Here is a 17,835-nt window from a genome sequence, read left to right on the forward strand (position 1 = left end):
ACATCGGCTCGGACCTCCTGCCCGGCGCGGTGGGCAATCCCGAACTGCTGGGGCTCGACGCGGCGTTCCCCGCGAGCATGCTCGCGCTGCTGCTCCCGTCGCTGCTTCCTCCCAAGGAGGCGGACGCGTCCGATGCGGCGAAGAGCAGGGCCACGAAGGCGCGCCGGGTGGCGCTGGTGGGGGCGCTCATCGCGCTGGTGGCGACGCCGCTGTTGCCCGCGGGTGTGCCGGTGTTGTTGTCGATTCTCGCCGTGGGAGTGGCCCTGCGATGACGCTGTTGCCCATTCTGGTGCTGGCCCTGGGGACGTTTGGTTTTCGCATCGCCGGGCCGCTGTTGAGCGAGCGGCTCCAGTTGTCCGCGAGGGTGCAGGAGCTGATGTCCATGGCGACCATCGCGATGCTGGCGGCGCTCGTGGCCACGGCGACGTTGGTGGCGCAGGGAGGCTTCGTGGGGTGGTCGCGGCCGGCGGGGGTGTTCGTCGGCGCGCTCCTGGCCTGGCGGAGGCTGCCCTTCATCGCGGTGGTGGTCGCGGCGGCCGTCACCGCGGCGGGGCTGCGCCTGCTCGGAGTGCGGTAACTCCGAGGGGAAGACGGCCCGCTCCAGGACAGGGAGCGGGCCGTGAGCCACTCAGGGACAGGTGCCCTGGTTGTACCGCTTGGGATAGGGCGTCAGGGTGCCCGTGAAGACTGGATCCGCGCCACAGGCGCACTGCATCGTGCCGAGCACCGTCGTATAGGTCTTGTCGTAGTACTTGATGACGTACTGGCTCTCGCAGATGGCCTGTGCGGACACCTCACCCTCGGGCGAGGGGACTTCGTCTCCGCCTTCGTTGCCACCACCGCAGCCCACCAACAGCGCCGCCGCCAGCAGTCCTCCGAGAATGCTTCGCATGCGTCCTCCAGGAACGGGTCTCAGGTGCGTGTTGCACTTCGAGACTAGGTCATTGAACTCATCGCTGAAACCACGCCTCCGATGACGCAGCGCGCGCCCGGGCTTTCAGACAGCCGTGGACGAAAGCTTCAGCCTGTCTAGACGACAGCGTCCCGATAACTCCCCGCCCTGAGTACGGTCCGAAGGCGAAGTCCTCACGAGTTTGCGCGCGTGCTTCGAGTGGGAACGGTTCGTGATTGACGAATCGGGCCACCGTCGTGGAGCCAGACACCGTGGGTCGTGATAGCTGCGACACATGCGAACCAACGGACGATGGCTCGAATTGACGTTGCTGACGACAGCCCTCTGCCTGGCGGCCTGTGACTCGGATGACGACAACCCGGGTCCGGATGATGCGGGCGTGAGTGACGCCGGCACGGCGGACGCGGGTGGCTCGGATGCGGGCGTCAGCGACGCGGGCCCTGACGGCGGCCCCACGGACCCCGGTTTCGAGCAAGGTGACGGCGTCTCTCGCGAGTCCACCACGGTGGGCGGAATCGCGGTGGACCGCTACACATGGACGGACTCGCAGGGCCGTCCGCGCACGGTGTCGCTGAAGCGGCAGACGTCCGCGGGCAATGGCGGCTACGCCGTCCAGTCGACCTATCAGGTGAGGGCCGGCGGAGACTGGCGCACCGTGACGGTGGATGGCACGGCCGGCGGTGAGAGTGGCTTCGGCTACTTCGTCGGGCACGAGCTGTACCGGCAGTTCGACAACGGCTCGTCCGGCACCATCGCGGGGCTGCATGGAGAGGATGACTCACCGCTGGGGTATGGCTTCGCGGTGCAGGGCACGCACTCGGCCATCCTCCCGGGCTCCACGTTCGCGAGCCACACCTTCACCACGGCCTATCCAAAGTGGGGCACCCGGGTCGCCATGGCGGATGTGACGGCGAGCACTCCCGCGGCGTCGGCGGCCCATCAGAAGTTCATGGTGCCGCTCACCCTCCGGTGGGTCTTTCAGAAGGGCATGGACTTCCCGCGCCTCGACACCCGGATGGACCTGGGCGAGGCGGTGGCGGGGCAGCTCTCGTTCGACATGCGCGGGCCCTACGGTGTCGTGGAGTTCGCGGACTCGGACACCCAGGCCGCGCTCAGCAACGTGCAGTGGGGTGACACGCGCAACCACTGCACGACGCAGGCGCCCGTGGCGAACCCGCTGACGACGCAGGCGGGCTGGACGTGGAACGAGCCCATCGGCACCACGCGCAAGTATCACAGCCTGCTCGCGCGGCACTCGAGCACGGGCGTGTTGTACGAATTGGGCCTCGTCGAGCTGAAGCTGGGGCAGGACCCGGGCCTCGTCTATGGCGGCTACAGCACCAACAACGGAACGACGAAGGCGGCCACGGGACGGGCGCTGTTGAGCGGGGACTTCTCCGCGGGCGAGTGGCCCTTCCAGTCCGCGCAGTACAGCGGGCTCAACGCGAACACGGGCGTGACGGGAAAGAAGTTCGCATGGGGCTCCAGCCCGTTCTACGGCTCGGCGCTCTCCTCCGTGTACTTCAACCCCGACTTCAGCACGTCCATCAACGCCTTCCCCGTGGGCAAGACGCTGCTCTACCGGACGTGTCTGGTGCTGGGCGTCTCCCCCTTCACCGACGCGAGCAGGAAGTCACTGACGCGCGGGGTGGCGGAGAGCGCCTCTCCGAGCTGCGCGACGGCCGAGCCGCTCTGAGCCTTTCCTTCGAGGCCCCGTGACGAACGTCCGTCACGGGCCTCCAGCGGGGGCGGGCAGCAGCACGTCGACGACCTTCATGGCGAAGTTGTCGGCGTGGCCGTTGCCCCGGTTGGACAGACACACGACGGTGAGCCCGTCGTCGGGGAAGCGCACCATGTCGCTGCTGAAGCCCCAGTCCCCACCGGCGTACCAGAGGATGCGACGTCCGGCGTGACGTCCCCAGACGAGTCCGAAGGCATCATTGGCCTTGGGGTGCTCGAGTTCTCGCGGACGCCGCTACTCTCTCGGCCGCGTCTCCGGTGCTCCATCGCGGCAGGCGGAGGTGGTGTACGTCTCATGTCGTGAGCGGACACCCCAGGAGGCGTGTTGGCCCTGGCAGTTCTGGCTGCGCCAGCCGACCAGGACGGTGTGGCCCTGGTCCGCGAAGTATTGATAGCGCTCCTCCCTGCGGGCACTCCCCGCCGTCGGCCGCTCCTGTCTGACTTCAAGGGCTCCGGCTCCCTCCTCGATGGGGGCGCTGGTGCACGCGCTCAGCAGGAGTCCGGACACGAAAACCAGGGGCAGGGCGCGGCGCTTCCTGTCGAACGTCATCGTGCTTCTTCCTCCCGGGGGTTGAGTCCCGAGGTTCGCGTTCAGGGCGTTGATGACGGTTCCAGTGTGTTTCCCGGTGTGGCCCCTGTAGGTCGCTCGCCCGCAGGCGCTCGAAGGCGGAGCGATGGATGTTCCACTGCTGAAAGGGACTGGGCTGGCAGTCCGCCCGGAGGGTGATGCGCGCGCCGTCAGCGACAGGCTCCGGAGCACCCTCCACGCACGCGCCTGTCGCCGCGTTCTTCAGTTGGACCCCTCGAAAGCCCGGCGGAGGCGCGGCCCCCACGGCCTCGAAGGGCGTGAGGACCCACTGCTGCTCCAGCCCGCCATTGCAGCTCACGGCGGTCAGACGTCCGCCTTGTGCGCTCAGGCACAACTCGCCCTCCCGGATGACCTCCCAGCGCGCGGGAGCGCCAGACACGGGCGCGAGCTCCCAGTCGAGCGCGGGGGCATGGCAGGGCGCCGGGCCCACCCCGCCGGGCCGCTGCGTGGAGGGCATCAAGCAGTACTGCTGTTTTTGCTGATGGAGGACTGTCAGCGGGCCTTCGCCCGCACGCGCGGTCCGGGCCTCGGCAAGCAGCACCCCGAGGGCGATGACGCGGACAGTCAGGCGACCACGGGTTCGTGTCTCCAAGGGGCCCTCCCTACGCGCCAGGACAGTGCCGAACGCGGACAGGGTGGGCGGGACGAGCCGGGCAGGTCTATCCCAGAAAAGTGGGATTCTCTGGAATAAGTGAGCGATGGGTGTGATTGGCTCCAGGCATGGTGACCCGTTCGCGGATGGAGCGTGAGTTGCTGGGTGTGCTGCGGGACCTGGCGGCGGCGGAGCTGCCGTTGGGCAAGCTGTTCACCCAGCTCAACCTGTTGCTGAAGGAGCCGCTGGGCATCGATGCGAGTTGTTGGCATGGGACGGACCCCGCGTCGGGGATGGTGACGTCCACGGTGATGGAGAACCTGGACCCGCGAGGCTTCGAGCGCGCGGCCTATCTGGAGCTGTGGGCGCCGGAGCCGCTGACGTTCGCCGGCCTGCGGGCGCTGGGGAAGCGGGTGGACTCGCTGAGTCACGCGGCGAAGGGGAAGCTCGACGACAGCGCGCGCTACCGGGAGCTGATCGCCCCGTTTGGCTTTGGCGACGAGATGCGCGTCAACTTCGACCTGCCGTCGGGGTGCTGGGGCGCGGCGACGTTCCTGCGCGCGAAGGACCGGGGCGCCTACACCGAGGCAGAGGTCGGGATGATGGACCGGTTCTCCTCGCACATCGGTCAGATGTTGTGGCGGTCCTACCGGGGCACCGTGCCCCAGGGCGAGGGGCAGCCGCTCCCGGGCATCGCGGTGCTGGGGCCGCGAGGGCAGTTGATGTCCGCGGACCCTCGGGCCGAGGCCGTGCTGGCGGAGCTCGCCGAGACGTCACCCTCGTCCACGGGCGTGCCGTCCGGACTCATCACCGTCGCCGAACATGCGCGAGGACTGGGCGCCGCGGGGCGCAGGGACGTGCCGTCGCGCTCCCGGGTGCGCACGAGCACGGGGCAGTGGCTCACGCTGCATGCCTCGTTGCTGGAGGGACGCCCCGATGGTCAGGTCGCCATCGTGGTGACGCCCGCCACGCCGGCGGAGGTGCTGCCCATGGCGTTGATGAGCCTGGGGCTCACCGCCCGAGAGCAGGACGTCGCCATCCTCGTTGCCCGAGGGAACAACACCAGCACCATCGCGCAGAGTCTGTTCATCACCCCCGCGACGGTGCAGGACCACCTGAAGTCCATCTTCACCAAGGCGGGGGTGCGCAGCCGTCGTGAGTTCATCGCCCGGCTCGTGGGCACCTCGGCGGGCCAGGCTCCGGCGGGTGTCACGGCGCGAGGAGCATGAAGCGCGCCGTGTCCCGTGTGGCTTCCGTGTGAGGATTTCGAGCCCGCCTCCGCCACGGAGCAGACGCTATGTCTCGGATTGGCCGCGCCGAAGGCCCAGGGCCTTCATCTTCTTGTAGAAGTGGCCCCGCTCGAGGTCCAGCAGCCGGGCCGCCTCCGTCACGTTGTCGTGCGTATGCGCGAGCACGTACAGGATGATCTCCCGCTCGGCGTCCTCCACCTGCTCGCGGAAGGTCTTGTCCGCGCGCGGATGGAAGCCCGCCTGCACCGGGGCCGAAAGCGGGGGAGGGGGCGCCACCAGGGCCGGAGCCGGAGTGCTGGCCGCCGCCACCACGGCAGAGTCCAGGGTAGGCGGAGGCGGAGTCCACGCCGTTGACGTCTCCACCACCGGAGGAGGCACGCCCCCGCGTCCCCGAGGCAACAGCTCCAGCGCGTCCGTCCGGGTGACGATGGGGCCCTCGCAGAGGATGGCCAGGCGTTCGACCAGGTTGCGCAGCTCGCGCACGTTACCCGGGTAGTCGTAGGCGCTCATCACCGACAGCGCATCCGGCGACAGCGTCAGCGGGCGGCGCCCGTTCTTCGCGCAGGCCTCGCGCAGGAAGGTCCCGATGAGGTCCGGCAGGTCCTCGCGCCGCTCGCGCAGGGGCGGCGAGTGAATCTGTACGACGTTGATGCGGTAATACAAATCCTCGCGGAAGCGCCCGGCGGAGATCTCCTTCTCCAGATTCTTGTTCGTGGCCGCGATGACCCGCACGTCCACCTTGAGCGTCTCCGCGCCGCCCACCCGCTCCAGCTCGCCTTCCTGCAACACGCGCAGGAGCTTGGCCTGCATGGCCGGCGGCATGTCCCCAATCTCATCGAGGAACAGCGTGCCTTCGTGCGCCAGCTCGAACTTTCCGCGCCGCACGCTCACCGCGCCGGTGAAGGCGCCTTTCTCGTGGCCGAATAGTTCGCTTTCAATCAATTCGTGGGGCACCGCCGCGCAGTTGAGCTTCACGAAGGGATTGGCTTTGCGCCGGGAGTGCTGGTGCAGCGCGCGGGCGATGAGCTCCTTGCCCGTGCCGTTCTCACCGGTAATCAACACCCGCCCCTCCGAGGGCGCCGTGCGTTGGATGAGCGAGAAGATGCGCTGCATGGCCGGGCCGCTGCCCACCATGTCGTAGCGGCCCAACTGCTCGCGCAGCTCCCGCAGTTCCTCCATCGCCGCCTGGTGCTTGAGCACGTTGCGCAGCGCGACCAGCAACCGCTCCCGGGCGATGGGCTTCTCCAGGAAGTCGCGCGCCCCCAACTGCGTCGCCTTCACCGCCGTGTCGATGGTGCCGTGTCCCGACATCATGATGACGGGCAGCTCCGGCTTGAGCTCCGTGAGCCGGGCCAGCGCCGTCAACCCATCCATGTCCGGCATCTTCACGTCCATCAACACCGCGTCCACCGGACGCGCGCTCACCACGTCGAGCGCCACCTGACCGCTGGCCGCCAGATGTGTCTGATACCCCGCCAGCTGCAACGACTGGCTCAGTGTCAGCAGAATGTTCTTCTCGTCATCGACGATGAGGACGGATGCGGGCATGTGGGGCGCTCCCGGCCTGGGGCCACGTCACGCGGCCACTCACGGGCAAGGGTCACAATCTCATGGAAATTATTTGGACATTCAAGGGTTTCGGCGCGCCGAGGCGTGTCTCGAAAGGGACAAATGCTTTGACTCACCCTGGCGACTGCGACTACACGCGACCCGAATACCCGCCCCCTGCGGGTGCTTATTTCGTCTTCAAGATTTTCGGGAGGAATGATGCGTCGGATTTCTCTTTGGGCGGGCCTCGGCCTCGCCATGGCCGTGCTGACCGGCTGCCCCCCCAGCTACCCCAACTGCAACGATGACTCGACCTGCTCCGAGAAGGGCGAGGTCTGTGTCCAGGGCCAGTGCCAGGAGTGCGCCACCGACGCGAACTGCAAGGAGGGCTTCACGTGCCAGGGCAACAAGTGCGCGCCCAAGCCCCCCGAGTGCACGGTGGACAACCAGTGCGGTGATGGCCGCATCTGCGAGGCCGGCAAGTGCGCCGAGGCCCAGTGCAAGGACGACTCCAGCTGCCCCTCCGGCGGCAAGTGCCAGGCGGGCCGTTGCCAGGCCCCCACGGACACCTGCGCGTCCAACTCCGACTGCGGTGAGGGTCAGGAGTGCAGCGCTGGCCGTTGCGTGACGGCCTCCGCGGACAAGTGCGACTGGAGCCCGGTGCGCTTCGGCTTCAACGAGTCCTCGCTGACCTCCGAGGCCCAGCAGCGCCTGTCCGACCTGGCCACGTGCCTGAAGACGGGCCAGCAGGGCAAGCTGACCCTCGCGGGCCACGCCGACGAGCGCGGCACCGAGGAGTTCAACCTCCAGCTGTCCAACCGCCGTGCGCAGGCCGTCAAGCGCTACCTGACGGACCTGGGCGTGAAGTCCAACGCGGTGACGACGGTGGGTTACGGTGAGACCCGGCCGGCGAACAACACCTCGTCCGAGGACGCCTGGTCCGAGAACCGCCGCGTCGAGTTCCAGCGCTAGTTGAGGCTGGGGTAGGCTGTGCGCCACATGGCCGTCCACGAGCCGGAAGCGCGGCAGTCCTATCTCGTTTTTGCCTGCGGTAGCAGCTGGTACGCGGTGCCCGCGGAGAGCGCGGCGGAGGTCGTTACCTTCCCCGAGCTCACGCGGGTACCGGGCTCCCCTGCCCATCTGCTGGGCGTGTTCGCCCACCGAGGAGAGGTCATCCCGGTGGTGGACATGGGCCTGCTGGTGGCGGGGGTGAGCCAATCCTCGCGGCGGGCCGTGCTGGTGCGGCTGCCGCGCGGCACCCTCGGCCTCACGGCGAGCACGGTCGCGGGGGTCTCCCCGGTGACGGGCGCGCTGGAGCCGCTGGGCTCCGCTGGCGTCCAGGTCCACCTGAAGGGCCCCGCGAAGAGTGGTCCCCGGGATGTGGCCGTCATCGACCCCGAAGGGCTCTTCGACCATCTCAGCCAGGGGGCTTGACCCATGGCTCCAGCCAGTCCCGTCCGGGGCATGCTGCTCTGCCATGCGGGCCCGCATCGGCTCGCCTTCGCCGCGCATGAGGTGCTGTCCATCACCTCGCCGGGCGAGGAGGCGGACGCGGCCTCCGCCGGGCTGGCCTTCCACGCGCCGGCGGGTGCCACCCGGGTGTTGGTGGCGATTTCGGGCGGCGCGGTGGGGGTGGACACGCTCGAAATCGACGCGGAGTCGCATCCGGTGCTGCCCGCGCCCTGTGTGACGGTGCATGCCTCGGGCGGCAGTCTGCGGGGCTTCGTGCTGGCGCGTGGGGTGTTGTGGCCGTTGTTGGGGCTGGCGGACTTCGAGCGCTTCCTGCGGGGCGTGGCCCGGGGGGCGGCATGACGGCGCCCACGGACTTGCGGGGCCTGGCCCGGTGGCTGGCGCGTCCGGTGGCGCCGGCCAGCACCCTGGGCATCTCCCTGGCGCTGCTGCATGGCCTGCTCACGGATGCACTTCCCGTCGCTTCGTGGATGCGCTTCCTGGTGCTCGTCGTCGTCGTCACCGCGCTGTCGCTGTGGCTCATCCAGCAGCACGCGAGGCGCTCGCTGCGGGTGTTGTATGCCGTGGGAGCCGGGCAGCTGCAGGCCACGCCGGAGCATCTGAAGTCGGCGCTGTTGGAGGCCCGGGGTTTTCCCGAGCGGTGCTTCTCCTTCGCCCTCCAGAGCTGGCTCGTGGGCGCCGTCGTCGTGGCCTTCGTCTTCATTCCCTGGGCGGATGCGCCGCTGTCGCTGGGGCCGCGCATCCTGCTCGTCGGTGCGTCGCTGGGCTCGCTGACGGCGCTGCTCATCTATCTGCTGGTGGTGCGTCGCTGCCGGGAGGCGGTGGAGCTCATCGCGGCCCGTGGCCTTTCCCCGCTGGAGGTGGTGGCCACGGCGCCGCCCCGGCGGTTGCACATCCGCCGCCGCATGGTGCTCTTCACCGCCATCGCGGTGCTCACGCCGTCGCTGTTCATCCTCGACGCCACCGTCACCCGCACCCTGCGCGCCATGGATGACGTGGTGCTGGCCCGCTCGCCGCTGGAGCAGGACGCGGCGCTGCGGCGGGCGGATGACGGGCGGGGGCTGGCGGTGGCGGGGCTCGTCGCCATCCTCGTGCTGCTGACGGCGCACCTGGGGGGCACGGTCATCGCGGCGCCCCTGCGCGCCATCACCGAGGACGCCACCCGTATCGCCCAGGGCGACCTGCGCCCCCCTCGGGTCATCGCCGCCGAGGACGAGGTGTGGGCCACGTCCGCCGCCTTCGCGCAGATGCAGGCGCAGCTCGGGCAGGCGCTCACGCAGCTGCGGCGCGCGGGCCTCCAGATTTCCACCACGACGGAGCAGCTCGTCGCCACGTCCGGCGAGCAGGAGTCGGGCGCGGACGAGCAGGCCAGCTCTCTCAACGTGACGAGCGCGACGACGGAGGAGCTGGCGCGCTCGGCGCAGCAGATCGCCGGCAACGCGGAGTCGGTGTCCACCATCGCCGAGTCCACGTTCGCCGCCGCGCAGACGGGCCAGCGGGGCGCCGCCGCCTTCCTGGGCGCCATGCAGCGCATGAAGCAGGACAACCAGGCCATCGCCGACGCGGTGGTGCGGCTCAACAAGCGCGTGCAGCAGATTGGCAAGGTGGTGGAGTTCATCAACGAGATCGCCGACAAGTCGGACCTGCTGGCGCTCAACGCGGAGCTGGAGGGCACCAAGGCGGGCGAGGTGGGGCGGGGCTTCTCGCTGGTGGCCGCGGAGATGCGGCGGCTGGCGGAGAACGTCATCCGGTCCACCAAGGCGATTGAGCAGCTCATCGCGGAGATTCGCGACGCCACCCATGCGGCGGTGATGGCCACCGAGGCAGGGCTGAAGGCGATGGATGCGGGCACGGTGCTGGCGGCCGAGGTGGACGAGAGTCTGAGCCTCATCCTGGAGCTGGCGCGACAGACGTCCCATGCGGTGCGCAGCATCTCCCTGGCCACGCAGCAGCAGCAGACGGGCACCGACCAGCTCGCCGCCGCCATGGGGGACATCCTGCGCGTCACCGAGCAGAACTCGGCGGCCACCAAGCAGATGGCGGTGGCCAACGCGGACCTGTCCACCCTGTCGAGGGACCTCAAGCGCGTGGTAGAGCGCTTCCACGTCGTGGCCGGGGAGGACGCATGAGCGCGCGCGGTGGCTCCCGGCGGGCCTCGTTCAGCCGGCACCTGATGCTCCCCGTGCCGCTGGCCAACCTCATGGGCGCGGCGCTCGGGCTGCACTACGCCCGGCTCACGCTCTCCGATGCGCTGGCGGAGGAGGGGCGGCTGTCATGGCTGCTCCAACTGGGCGGATTGTTGTGCGGGGTGGCCATGGCGGTGGGCGCGGCGGCGGCGCTGGGCCGGCTGCGCACCCTGCGCGGGCTGGAGCGCGGGGATGTCCCCGTGACGCCGGAGTCCCTGAAGGCGGCGGTGCTGGAGGTGACGCGTGCGCCGGACGAGGCCTTCCTGGGCTCGCTGGGGCTGTGGCTGCTCACCACCGTGGGCCTGGGTGCCTCGCTGTGGGGGCTGGCGGGCGCGGACATGGACATGTCCCGACGTATCGCGGGGCTGGGGCTGTTGTTCGGCCCGCTGACGGCGCTGCTCGTCCACTGCCTGGTCATCCTGCGCTCGCGCAAGGTGGTGCTGTGGCTGGCGGAGCTGGGCATGACGCACTCGCAGCTCATCGCGGCCATGCCCCGGCGGGCGGAGATTCGCGCGCGACTGGTGGCCTTCGCCTTCATCTCCGTGGTGACTCCGGCGGTGTTGTCGGTGCAGCTCTCCTCTGCGCTGGGGGAGCGGGCCCTGGCCCAGTTGGTGGCGTATGGCGAGCCCACGGCGGCGCTGGCCTCGGCGCTGCGTCTGGAGGCACTGGCCTCGGGAGGGCCGCTGGTGCTGCTCGTCTTCGGACTGGCGCTCACCACGGCGTACCTGGGAGGCACGCTGCTGGGGCGGCCTTTGCGAGAGCTGTCGAGCGAGGCGCGGCGCATCGCCGAGGGTGACCTGGCGAGCCCGCGCGTGGTGCCGGCGGAGGATGAAATCTGGGACGTGTCCGCCGCCTTCACGACCATGCGCGCGCACCTGGCGGACGTGATGTCGCAGTTGCAGCGGGCCGGGGCGCAGATTTCCGCCACCACCGAGGAGATTCTCACCACCTCCGGGCGCTACGAGATGGGGGCCGCGGAGCAGGCCAGCTCCCTGGACCAGACGAGCGCGACGACTGAGGAGCTGGCACGGTCGGCGCGGCAGATCGCCGAGAACGCGGGCTCGGTGGCGCAGATTGCCCAGCGCACGTTGGGGGCGGCGCAGCAGGGGCAGCGCAGCGCGGAGTCGTTCCTGGGGTCGATGGAGCGGATGCGCCAGGACAACGGTGCCATCGCCTCCGCGGTGGTGCGGCTCAACAAGCGCGTCCAGCAGATTGGCAAGATTGTCGAGTTCATCAACGGCGTGGCCGACAAGTCGGACTTGCTGGCGCTGAACGCGGAGCTGGAGGGCACCAAGTCGGCGGAGGTGGGCCGGGGCTTCTCGCTGGTGGCCGCGGAGATGCGGCGGCTGGCGGAGAACGTGCTGGAGTCGACCAAGGAAATCGAGGGGCTCATCGAGGAGGTCCGCGAGGCCTCGGCCGCGGCGGTGTCCGCCACGGAAGGCGGCGTGCGCGCGGTGGAGACGGGGACGACGCTGGCGCAGCAGGTGTCGGAGTCGCTGCGGCAAATCACGAAGCTCGCGGGGAAGACGTCGGACGCGGTGCGCAGCATCTCCCTGGCCACGCAGCAGCAGCAGACGGGCACCGACCAGCTCGCGGAGACGATGGCGGACATCCTGCGCATCACCCAGCAGAGCCTCAATGCCACCAAGCAGGTGAGCAGCGCGAACACGGACCTGCTCGTGCTGGCGCGTGACTTGCGGGAAGTGGTGGAGCGGTTCCAGATTGGGCAGGAGACGCTGCGGGAGGAGGGCGGGTGAACCCGAGCGAGCGCCTCCTCAGGCAGTTCCGGGACCTGGTGACGGTGCGCCTGGAGCGCATCAACCGGGCGCTCATGGAGCTGGAGGCGGGGGCGAGCGTGGAGGCGGGCCGGGGCGCGCTGCGCGAGCTGCACGGGCTCAAGGGCGAGGCCCGGATGATGGGCTTCGACGACATCAACGTGCTGGTGCACGAGATGGAGGAGTTGGTCCGCTGCACGGAGCCTCGGCGGTATGCGTTGTCGGCCGACTCCACGGACGCGTTGCTCAGCGCCGCGGACGTGGTGCTGGTGCTGTCGGGTGCCCAGCCCTCGGCCGAGGCGTCGCCCGAGGTCGGGCGGCTCGTGGTCTGGCTCCAGACGTGTACTCGCGCGGAGGCGGAAGGGCTGCCGGCCGTGGGGAGCCCGACGGAGGCCGCCAGGCAGGAGTCCTCGGTGTCCCGTCGAGTCGACGCGGGCGAGTCGCTGGCCGCGCTGGCCCGAGCCGCCGCCGTGGCTTCCGAGTCGAGCTCCGCGAGTTCATTTCCGGGGGGCGCGGAGGGCAAGGGCGTCGCGACTCCTGGGGCAACTCGCGACACATCGTCTCCGAGCACTGGGATGGGGCGTGTCGGAGGAGCTTCCTTCGATGGACCTCCTCGGAGCGAATCGACGGGCACCGGGATGGGAAGGGCGGGCGGCGGCGCTTCCGTCGATGGGACTGCGCGGGGCGAGTCGGGCAGCGGAATGGAGCGTGTCGGAGGAGGCGCTTCCGGAGAGGGAACTCCTCGGCGTGGCTCGGGCACGGGGATGTGGCGGGTCAGTGGTAGCGCGCCCCTGGAGAGCCCGCCTCGGACCACGGCGGGAACCCAGCTACCGACGGGCGGCACGTCTGCGTCGTCGCGCGCACGGAACTGGCCTTCCGTGCCCCGTCCGGAGGGTGCTCCCGCCGCGAGCCCTTCTCGGGCCGGTCCCGGCGCAGGGGCCTTGCTGACGGCCTCGCCGGCGACTTCATCCAGCACGGGAACTCGTGCTCCTGTTCCCGCTGGAGGGCAGCAAGGCGGTGCCACGGCGGTGTCCCGTCAGCCCGAGACGCGCATGGACGCGGTGCGCATCGATGTGGCCAGCCTGGACCTGTTGACGAGCGCGGTGACCAACCTGGCCCAGGTGGCGCGGCGACGTGAGCGCGCCAACGCTCGGCGGCTGGCCCTGGCCCGGGAGCTCGGGCAACTGGCCCGCGCGGCGGAGGACCTGGGCCCGGCGGCGGTGGCCCTGGTGGCCCGTCTGGGCACGGCCAAGGAACTGGCCGCCGACCTTCATCGCGAGTCCAAGCTCCTGTCCAACGAGGAACTCCGAGACCTGGGCCTCGTGGTGGAGGAGGTGCAGGGCCTGCGGATGCTGCCGCTGTCCGTCCTCTTCGAGCCCTACCCGCGCATGGTCCGCGACCTGTCGCGCGCCCTGGGCAAGGAAGTGGAACTCGTCGTCGACGGAGAGGACACGCGCGCGGACCGGGCCGTGGTGGAGGCGCTGCGCGAGCCGCTGATGCACCTGGTGCGCAACGCCCTGGACCACGGCCTGGAGACGCGGGTGGACCGGGTGACGTCGGGCAAGCACCCTCGGGGGTGCCTCACGCTGCGCGCCGCGCGAGAGGGCAGTCGCATCATCCTCCGCGTCGAGGACGACGGCCTGGGCCTGGACCCCGCCGAGCTGCGCCGGGTCGCCGTGCGCCGGGGCACTCTGGACGAGAGCGCCGCCAACGCCCTGTCGGATGCCGCGGCCCGCGAGCTCATCTTCCTGTCCGGCTTCACCTCGCGCGAGGTCGTCACCGACGTGTCCGGTCGGGGCGTGGGGCTCGATGCCGTGCGCGCCTCCATCCAGGGGTTGGGCGGGGACGTGGGCGTGGAGTCCGCGCCCGGGTGGGGCACCATCTTCGAGCTGCGCGTCCCCGTCTCCCTCACCGTGGCTCCGCTGCTCTTCGTCCAGGTGGGCCAGGAGACGCTCGCGCTGAGCGCCACCCACGTCTCGCGAGCGCTCAAGGTGGAGCCCGTGCACCTGTGCGAGGTGGCCGGCCGGCCCTCGCTGCTGGTGGAGGGCAGGGTGCTCCCGCTGGCCTCCCTGGGCTCGCTCCTGGGTCTTGCTCCGGAGCGGGAGGTGCGCGAGGGCGAGCTCGTCCTGGTGGTGCGCAGCCAGAGCGGCGCCGCCGCCGTCGTGGTGGACCGGGTCCTGGAGGAGCGTGTCCAGGCCATCCTCCCCCTGCGTGGCGTGCTGGCCCGGTTCGGCCACCTGGCGGGGGCCACGTCCCTGGCGGACGGGAGGCTCGCGATGGTCCTGTCCGCCGCCTGGCTCACCGCCAGCGCGCATGGGACCTCCCCCCTGAAGCTGCCCCGCTCGGCCGTGCCCGGGGCTGAGTCCCGGCGACGCCGCATCCTCGTCGTGGACGATTCGCCGCTCACCCGGGAGCTCATCTCCAACCTCCTGGAGGCCGTGGGGTATGACACGGTGATGGCCGCCGATGGTGCGGACGCGCTGGACGCCCTGGAAGGGGCGTCGGTGGACCTCGTCGTGACGGACCTGGAGATGCCGGGGATGGACGGCCTGGAGCTGACCCGGCGCCTGAAGGGGCACCCCACCCAGGCCCGGCTACCCGTCGTCATCCTCACCACCCGTGGTGGCGAGGAGGACCGGCGGCGTGGGCTGGCGGCCGGGGCGGACGGCTACATCACCAAGGGAGATCTGGTGCGCCAGGACCTGGTGGATGTGGTGGGCCGGCTCTTGTCCTGAAGGGTCCCCTCTCAACCTCCTGAGGACAGGGCGAGCATTGGCTATACTCGCCACCTCGCGTACGGGGTATGGACAGGGCATGGGCAAGAAAGTGTCGGTGCTGGTGGTCGATGACTCACTCATCTGCCGACAGCTCATCTGCGAGGCGCTGAGCAAGGACCCCGACATCGAGGTCGTCGGTTCCTGCGCGGACGGCAAGCAGGCCGTGGAGATGACCAAGGAGCTGCGCCCTCACGTCATCACCATGGACGTGGACATGCCCGTCATGGACGGGTTGACGGCCACCGAGCACATCATGGCCGAGTGCCCCACCCCCATCCTGGTGCTGACGGCCGACCCGCGCTCGCAGGCGCCGGAGCTGACGTACCGCGCGCTGGAGCTGGGCGCGCTCGCGCTGCAAATCAAGCCCGCCATCGACGCCGGCCCCGAGGCGTGGAACCTGGTGCGGGAAATCAAGCTGCTCTCCTCGGTGCGCGTCATCCGCCACCTGCGCCGCTCCCAGAAGGGGAACATCACCCCTCCTCGGGTGACGACGTCGGTGCTGCCCGCGGTGTCCATGGGCGTGGTGGTGGTGGCCGCGAGCACGGGCGGGCCGCAGGTGCTGTACCGGATGCTCTCCGAGTTGCCGCCGGACTTCCCGGCGCCCATCGTCATCGTCCAGCACATCAACGCCGCCTTCGCGGAGTCGCTGGCGGGGTGGCTGGGCAACACGAGCCGGTTGAAGGTGCGGCTGGCGCAGGACGGCGAGCCGCTGATGCCGGGGCACGTGCTCATCGCCCCGCCGGGGTTGCACACCATGATTCCCTTCCGGGGGCGCGTGGCGCTCAAGGCGGGCGTGGAGCGGGACGGGCACATGCCGTCCGGGACGACGCTGCTGGAGAGCGCGGCCAGGACCTACGGCCGCCGGGCAGTGGGGTTGGTGCTGACGGGCATGGGCGCGGACGGCGCGGAGGGGCTTCTGGCCATCCGTCAGGCGGGAGGGCTGACGCTCGCGCAGAACGAGGAGTCCTGCGTGGTGTTCGGCATGCCCGGCGCGGCGGTGGAGCGCAAGGCGGTGGACCACCTCATCCATGGGGACGAAGTCGCCGCCACGCTGGCGCGACTGGCCCGGGGTGAGTCGCTCGCAGTGGGGCGCTGAGCCGCCAGTGCGTGCTCCGGGCGCGCCATGGGCTTCCGTGCGCGCCTTCCTCACGGCGCGTACGGGCATGGCCTTGAGCGGACCTCAGATTCGCCGCCTGGATGATCGGCTGGCGGAGCGGTGTCGCGGGCTGACGCCGCACCAGTACCTGGCCTTCCTCAAGTCGCCGTCGGGCGCGGCGGAGCTGGAGGGGCTCATCTCCGCGGTGGTGGTGAACAAGACGGACCTCTTCCGAGACGAGGTCCAGCTCACCGACTTCCGGGAGCGGGTGCTGGCGCCGCTGGTGGCGCGCGCGGGGGGACGGCCGCTCCGAATCTGGAGCGCGGGCTGCTCCACGGGCGAGGAAGTGGCGACGCTGCTGGTCCTCATGGCGGAGGCGGGCGCCAGTCCTGGCAGCACGGTGTTGGGGACGGACATCTCCGAGGCGGCGCTGCGGAGGGCGTGCGCGCTCTCGTTCGCTCCGGAGCATCTGCGCCGGGTGCCCGCGGGGCTGCGTGAGCGCTACTTCGTGCCCATGGGCTCGAGGCTGGCGCTGGTGTCGGCGCTGCGTGAGCGCGCCAGCTTCCAGGTCCACAACCTGATGGACGTGCCCTATCCCCGGCCGGTGGGCGAGAGGCGCTTCGACGTCATCTTCTGCCGCAACGTCCTCATCTACTTCACGGTGGAGTCGTTCCACCGGACGGTGGCGACGCTGGCTGACAGCCTCGCGCCCGGGGGGACGCTGGTGCTGTCCGCGTCGGAGCCCTTGCTCCAGGTGCCTCCGACGCTGCGGGTGGAGCGCACGGCGGCGGCATTCTTTCACGTCCGCGTCGAAGAATCCGGAGCAGGGCAGGGGGCGCCGCATCCTGGCAACGAGGTCCCGGTGGCTTCCTTCGGAAAGGCCGCGGCCCCTGGTGTTCCAGGCCGGTCATCGGCGGCCGAGGGCGCAGTGCGGTCTGGCGCACGGGATTCCGGCCGGACCTCGGCGTCGGGAGCGAGCCGAGCGTCGTTGATTCCCATCGAGGCGGGTCGGGCCTCGGCGTCGAGAGTGGACCGGGAGCCGTCGAGCCCCCTCGACTCGGGACGGACGTCCGCGTTGGGAGCAGGCCGGGAGTCTGCGAATCCCGGCGACGCGGGGCGCTCTTTGGCGTCGGGAGCAGGCCGGGAGCCTGCGAAGCCCAGCGACGCGGGGCGCTCGTCGGCGTCGGGAGCGGGTCGCGAGCCGTCGAGCCCTCTCGACTCGGGACGGACGTCCGCGTCGGGAGCGGGCCGCGAGCCGTCGAGCCCCCTCGACTTGGGTCGTGCTACGGCGTCGGGAGTGGGCCGCGAGCCATCGAGCCCCCTCGACTCGGGACGGACGTCCGCGTCGGGAGCAAGCCGGGAGCCTGCGAATCCCAGCGACGCGGGGCGCTCTTTGGCGTCGGGAGCGGGCCGCGAGCCGTCGAGCCCTCTCGACTCGGGACGGACGTCCGCGTCGGGAGCGGGTCGGGAGCCCTCGAATCCCCTCGACGCCAGCCGTGTCACCGCACTGCCCTCGCCAGCCTCCGTCGAAGCCGATCTGCTTTTCGCCTGTGTCCTCGACGGAGCCGCCTCGGGTGTCTCCGACGCGGTGGCGGAGCGGGACTTGCGCCGTTGCCTCTCGCTGGACCCGGACCACGCCGCCGCGCGCTACCTGCTGGGGCTGCTCCTGGAGCAGTGCCGTCGCCCCCTCGAGGCCGCCGTCGAGTACCGCCGGGCCCTCGAATCCCTGGAGGAAGGCAGGGCCCGCACGGTCCCCTTCTTCCTCAACCCCGGCCGGCTCCGCGTGGCCTGCGCACACGCCGCCGGACGCCTGTCCCCCCTCGGCGGCAGTCGCTGACAGGGCAGGCGGCCGGGCCGGGATGCCAGGGGCTTGCGAGAAGTCCGGACGAAGCGCCGATT

General features: G+C 70.5%; 15 protein-coding genes and 1 pseudogene. 12 read left to right on the forward strand and 4 right to left on the reverse strand.

The annotated features are described in order from the left end of the window. Together FJV41_RS18700 and FJV41_RS18705 are read left to right on the forward strand one after the other, a co-directional pair. Positions 1 to 272: pseudogene (locus tag FJV41_RS18700) on the forward strand (AzlC family ABC transporter permease); the annotation flags it as partial. After that, on the forward strand, positions 269 to 577 hold the full coding sequence (locus tag FJV41_RS18705; protein ID WP_141643874.1) for an AzlD domain-containing protein: 309 nt from the start codon (positions 269 to 271) through the stop codon (positions 575 to 577). The pseudogene FJV41_RS18700 and the gene FJV41_RS18705, both read left to right, overlap by 4 nt. 51 nt (positions 578 to 628) lie before the next feature. Here the strand turns inward: FJV41_RS18705 and FJV41_RS18710 are convergent, their stop codons facing one another. Next, on the reverse strand, positions 629 to 892 hold the full coding sequence (locus tag FJV41_RS18710) for a hypothetical protein (RefSeq protein ID WP_141643875.1): 264 nt from the start codon (positions 890 to 892) through the stop codon (positions 629 to 631). Positions 893 to 1,187: 295 nt separating this feature from the next. On the opposite strand from FJV41_RS18710, the gene FJV41_RS18715 reads away from it, so the two are divergent. Continuing rightward, positions 1,188 to 2,609: a hypothetical protein gene (locus tag FJV41_RS18715; protein WP_141643876.1), complete on the forward strand. Its 1,422-nt coding sequence runs from the start codon at positions 1,188 to 1,190 to the stop codon at positions 2,607 to 2,609. Positions 2,610 to 2,642: 33 nt separating this feature from the next. Here FJV41_RS18715 and FJV41_RS54605 read toward each other — a convergent pair whose 3' ends face one another. Together FJV41_RS54605 and FJV41_RS18720 are read right to left on the reverse strand one after the other, a co-directional pair. Then, positions 2,643 to 2,768, reverse strand: coding sequence for a hypothetical protein (locus FJV41_RS54605; protein WP_256433093.1), 126 nt, complete (start codon positions 2,766 to 2,768; stop codon positions 2,643 to 2,645). A gap of 120 nt (positions 2,769 to 2,888) precedes the next feature. Continuing rightward, positions 2,889 to 3,203 carry a DUF6289 family protein gene (locus tag FJV41_RS18720; protein ID WP_141643877.1) on the reverse strand — a complete coding sequence of 105 codons (315 nt, stop codon included), beginning with the start codon at positions 3,201 to 3,203 and terminating at the stop codon, positions 2,889 to 2,891. 759 nt (positions 3,204 to 3,962) lie between these two features. Here FJV41_RS18720 and FJV41_RS18725 point away from each other — a divergent pair. Continuing rightward, positions 3,963 to 5,063, forward strand: coding sequence for a helix-turn-helix transcriptional regulator (locus FJV41_RS18725; RefSeq protein WP_141643878.1), 1,101 nt, complete (start codon positions 3,963 to 3,965; stop codon positions 5,061 to 5,063). Between the two features lie 66 nt (positions 5,064 to 5,129). Here FJV41_RS18725 and FJV41_RS18730 read toward each other — a convergent pair whose 3' ends face one another. Further along, positions 5,130 to 6,632 carry a sigma-54-dependent transcriptional regulator gene (locus FJV41_RS18730; RefSeq protein WP_141643879.1) on the reverse strand — a complete coding sequence of 501 codons (1,503 nt, stop codon included), beginning with the start codon at positions 6,630 to 6,632 and terminating at the stop codon, positions 5,130 to 5,132. A 219-nt stretch (positions 6,633 to 6,851) separates the two neighbouring features. Here FJV41_RS18730 and FJV41_RS18735 point away from each other — a divergent pair, with 219 nt between their 5' ends. The 8 genes from FJV41_RS18735 (at position 6,852) to FJV41_RS53735 (ending at position 17,773) form a co-directional block, all read left to right on the forward strand. Continuing rightward, complete coding sequence (locus FJV41_RS18735) at positions 6,852 to 7,604, forward strand: OmpA family protein (RefSeq protein WP_141643905.1); 753 nt, start codon at positions 6,852 to 6,854, stop codon at positions 7,602 to 7,604. 27 nt (positions 7,605 to 7,631) lie between these two features. After that, positions 7,632 to 8,066, forward strand: a complete 435-nt coding sequence (locus tag FJV41_RS18740; protein ID WP_141643880.1) for a chemotaxis protein CheW — start codon at positions 7,632 to 7,634, stop codon at positions 8,064 to 8,066. A gap of 3 nt (positions 8,067 to 8,069) precedes the next feature. After that, entirely contained in the window at positions 8,070 to 8,444 is a 375-nt protein-coding gene (locus FJV41_RS18745) for a protein CrdC (protein ID WP_141643881.1), read from the forward strand. Then, positions 8,441 to 10,231: a methyl-accepting chemotaxis protein gene (locus FJV41_RS18750; RefSeq protein WP_141643882.1), complete on the forward strand. Its 1,791-nt coding sequence runs from the start codon at positions 8,441 to 8,443 to the stop codon at positions 10,229 to 10,231. Before FJV41_RS18745 ends, FJV41_RS18750 begins: the two co-directional genes overlap by 4 nt. Next, positions 10,228 to 12,045, forward strand: coding sequence for a methyl-accepting chemotaxis protein (locus FJV41_RS18755; protein ID WP_141643883.1), 1,818 nt, complete (start codon positions 10,228 to 10,230; stop codon positions 12,043 to 12,045). The genes FJV41_RS18750 and FJV41_RS18755 overlap by 4 nt, the downstream gene beginning before the upstream one ends. Beyond that, positions 12,042 to 14,798, forward strand: coding sequence for a response regulator (locus FJV41_RS18760; protein WP_141643884.1), 2,757 nt, complete (start codon positions 12,042 to 12,044; stop codon positions 14,796 to 14,798). Before FJV41_RS18755 ends, FJV41_RS18760 begins: the two co-directional genes overlap by 4 nt. A gap of 79 nt (positions 14,799 to 14,877) precedes the next feature. Continuing rightward, a complete protein-coding gene (cheB, locus tag FJV41_RS18765) occupies positions 14,878 to 15,936 on the forward strand; it encodes a chemotaxis-specific protein-glutamate methyltransferase CheB (protein WP_141643885.1) in 1,059 nt (352 codons plus the stop codon). A 37-nt stretch (positions 15,937 to 15,973) separates the two neighbouring features. Further along, positions 15,974 to 17,773, forward strand: coding sequence for a CheR family methyltransferase (locus FJV41_RS53735; RefSeq protein WP_246137274.1), 1,800 nt, complete (start codon positions 15,974 to 15,976; stop codon positions 17,771 to 17,773). Positions 17,774 to 17,835 lie beyond the last annotated feature (62 nt).

This window comes from Myxococcus llanfairpwllgwyngyllgogerychwyrndrobwllllantysiliogogogochensis (genome assembly GCF_006636215.1).
In the GTDB taxonomy this organism is placed as follows: domain Bacteria; phylum Myxococcota; class Myxococcia; order Myxococcales; family Myxococcaceae; genus Myxococcus; species Myxococcus llanfairpwllgwyngyllgogerychwyrndrobwllllantysiliogogogochensis.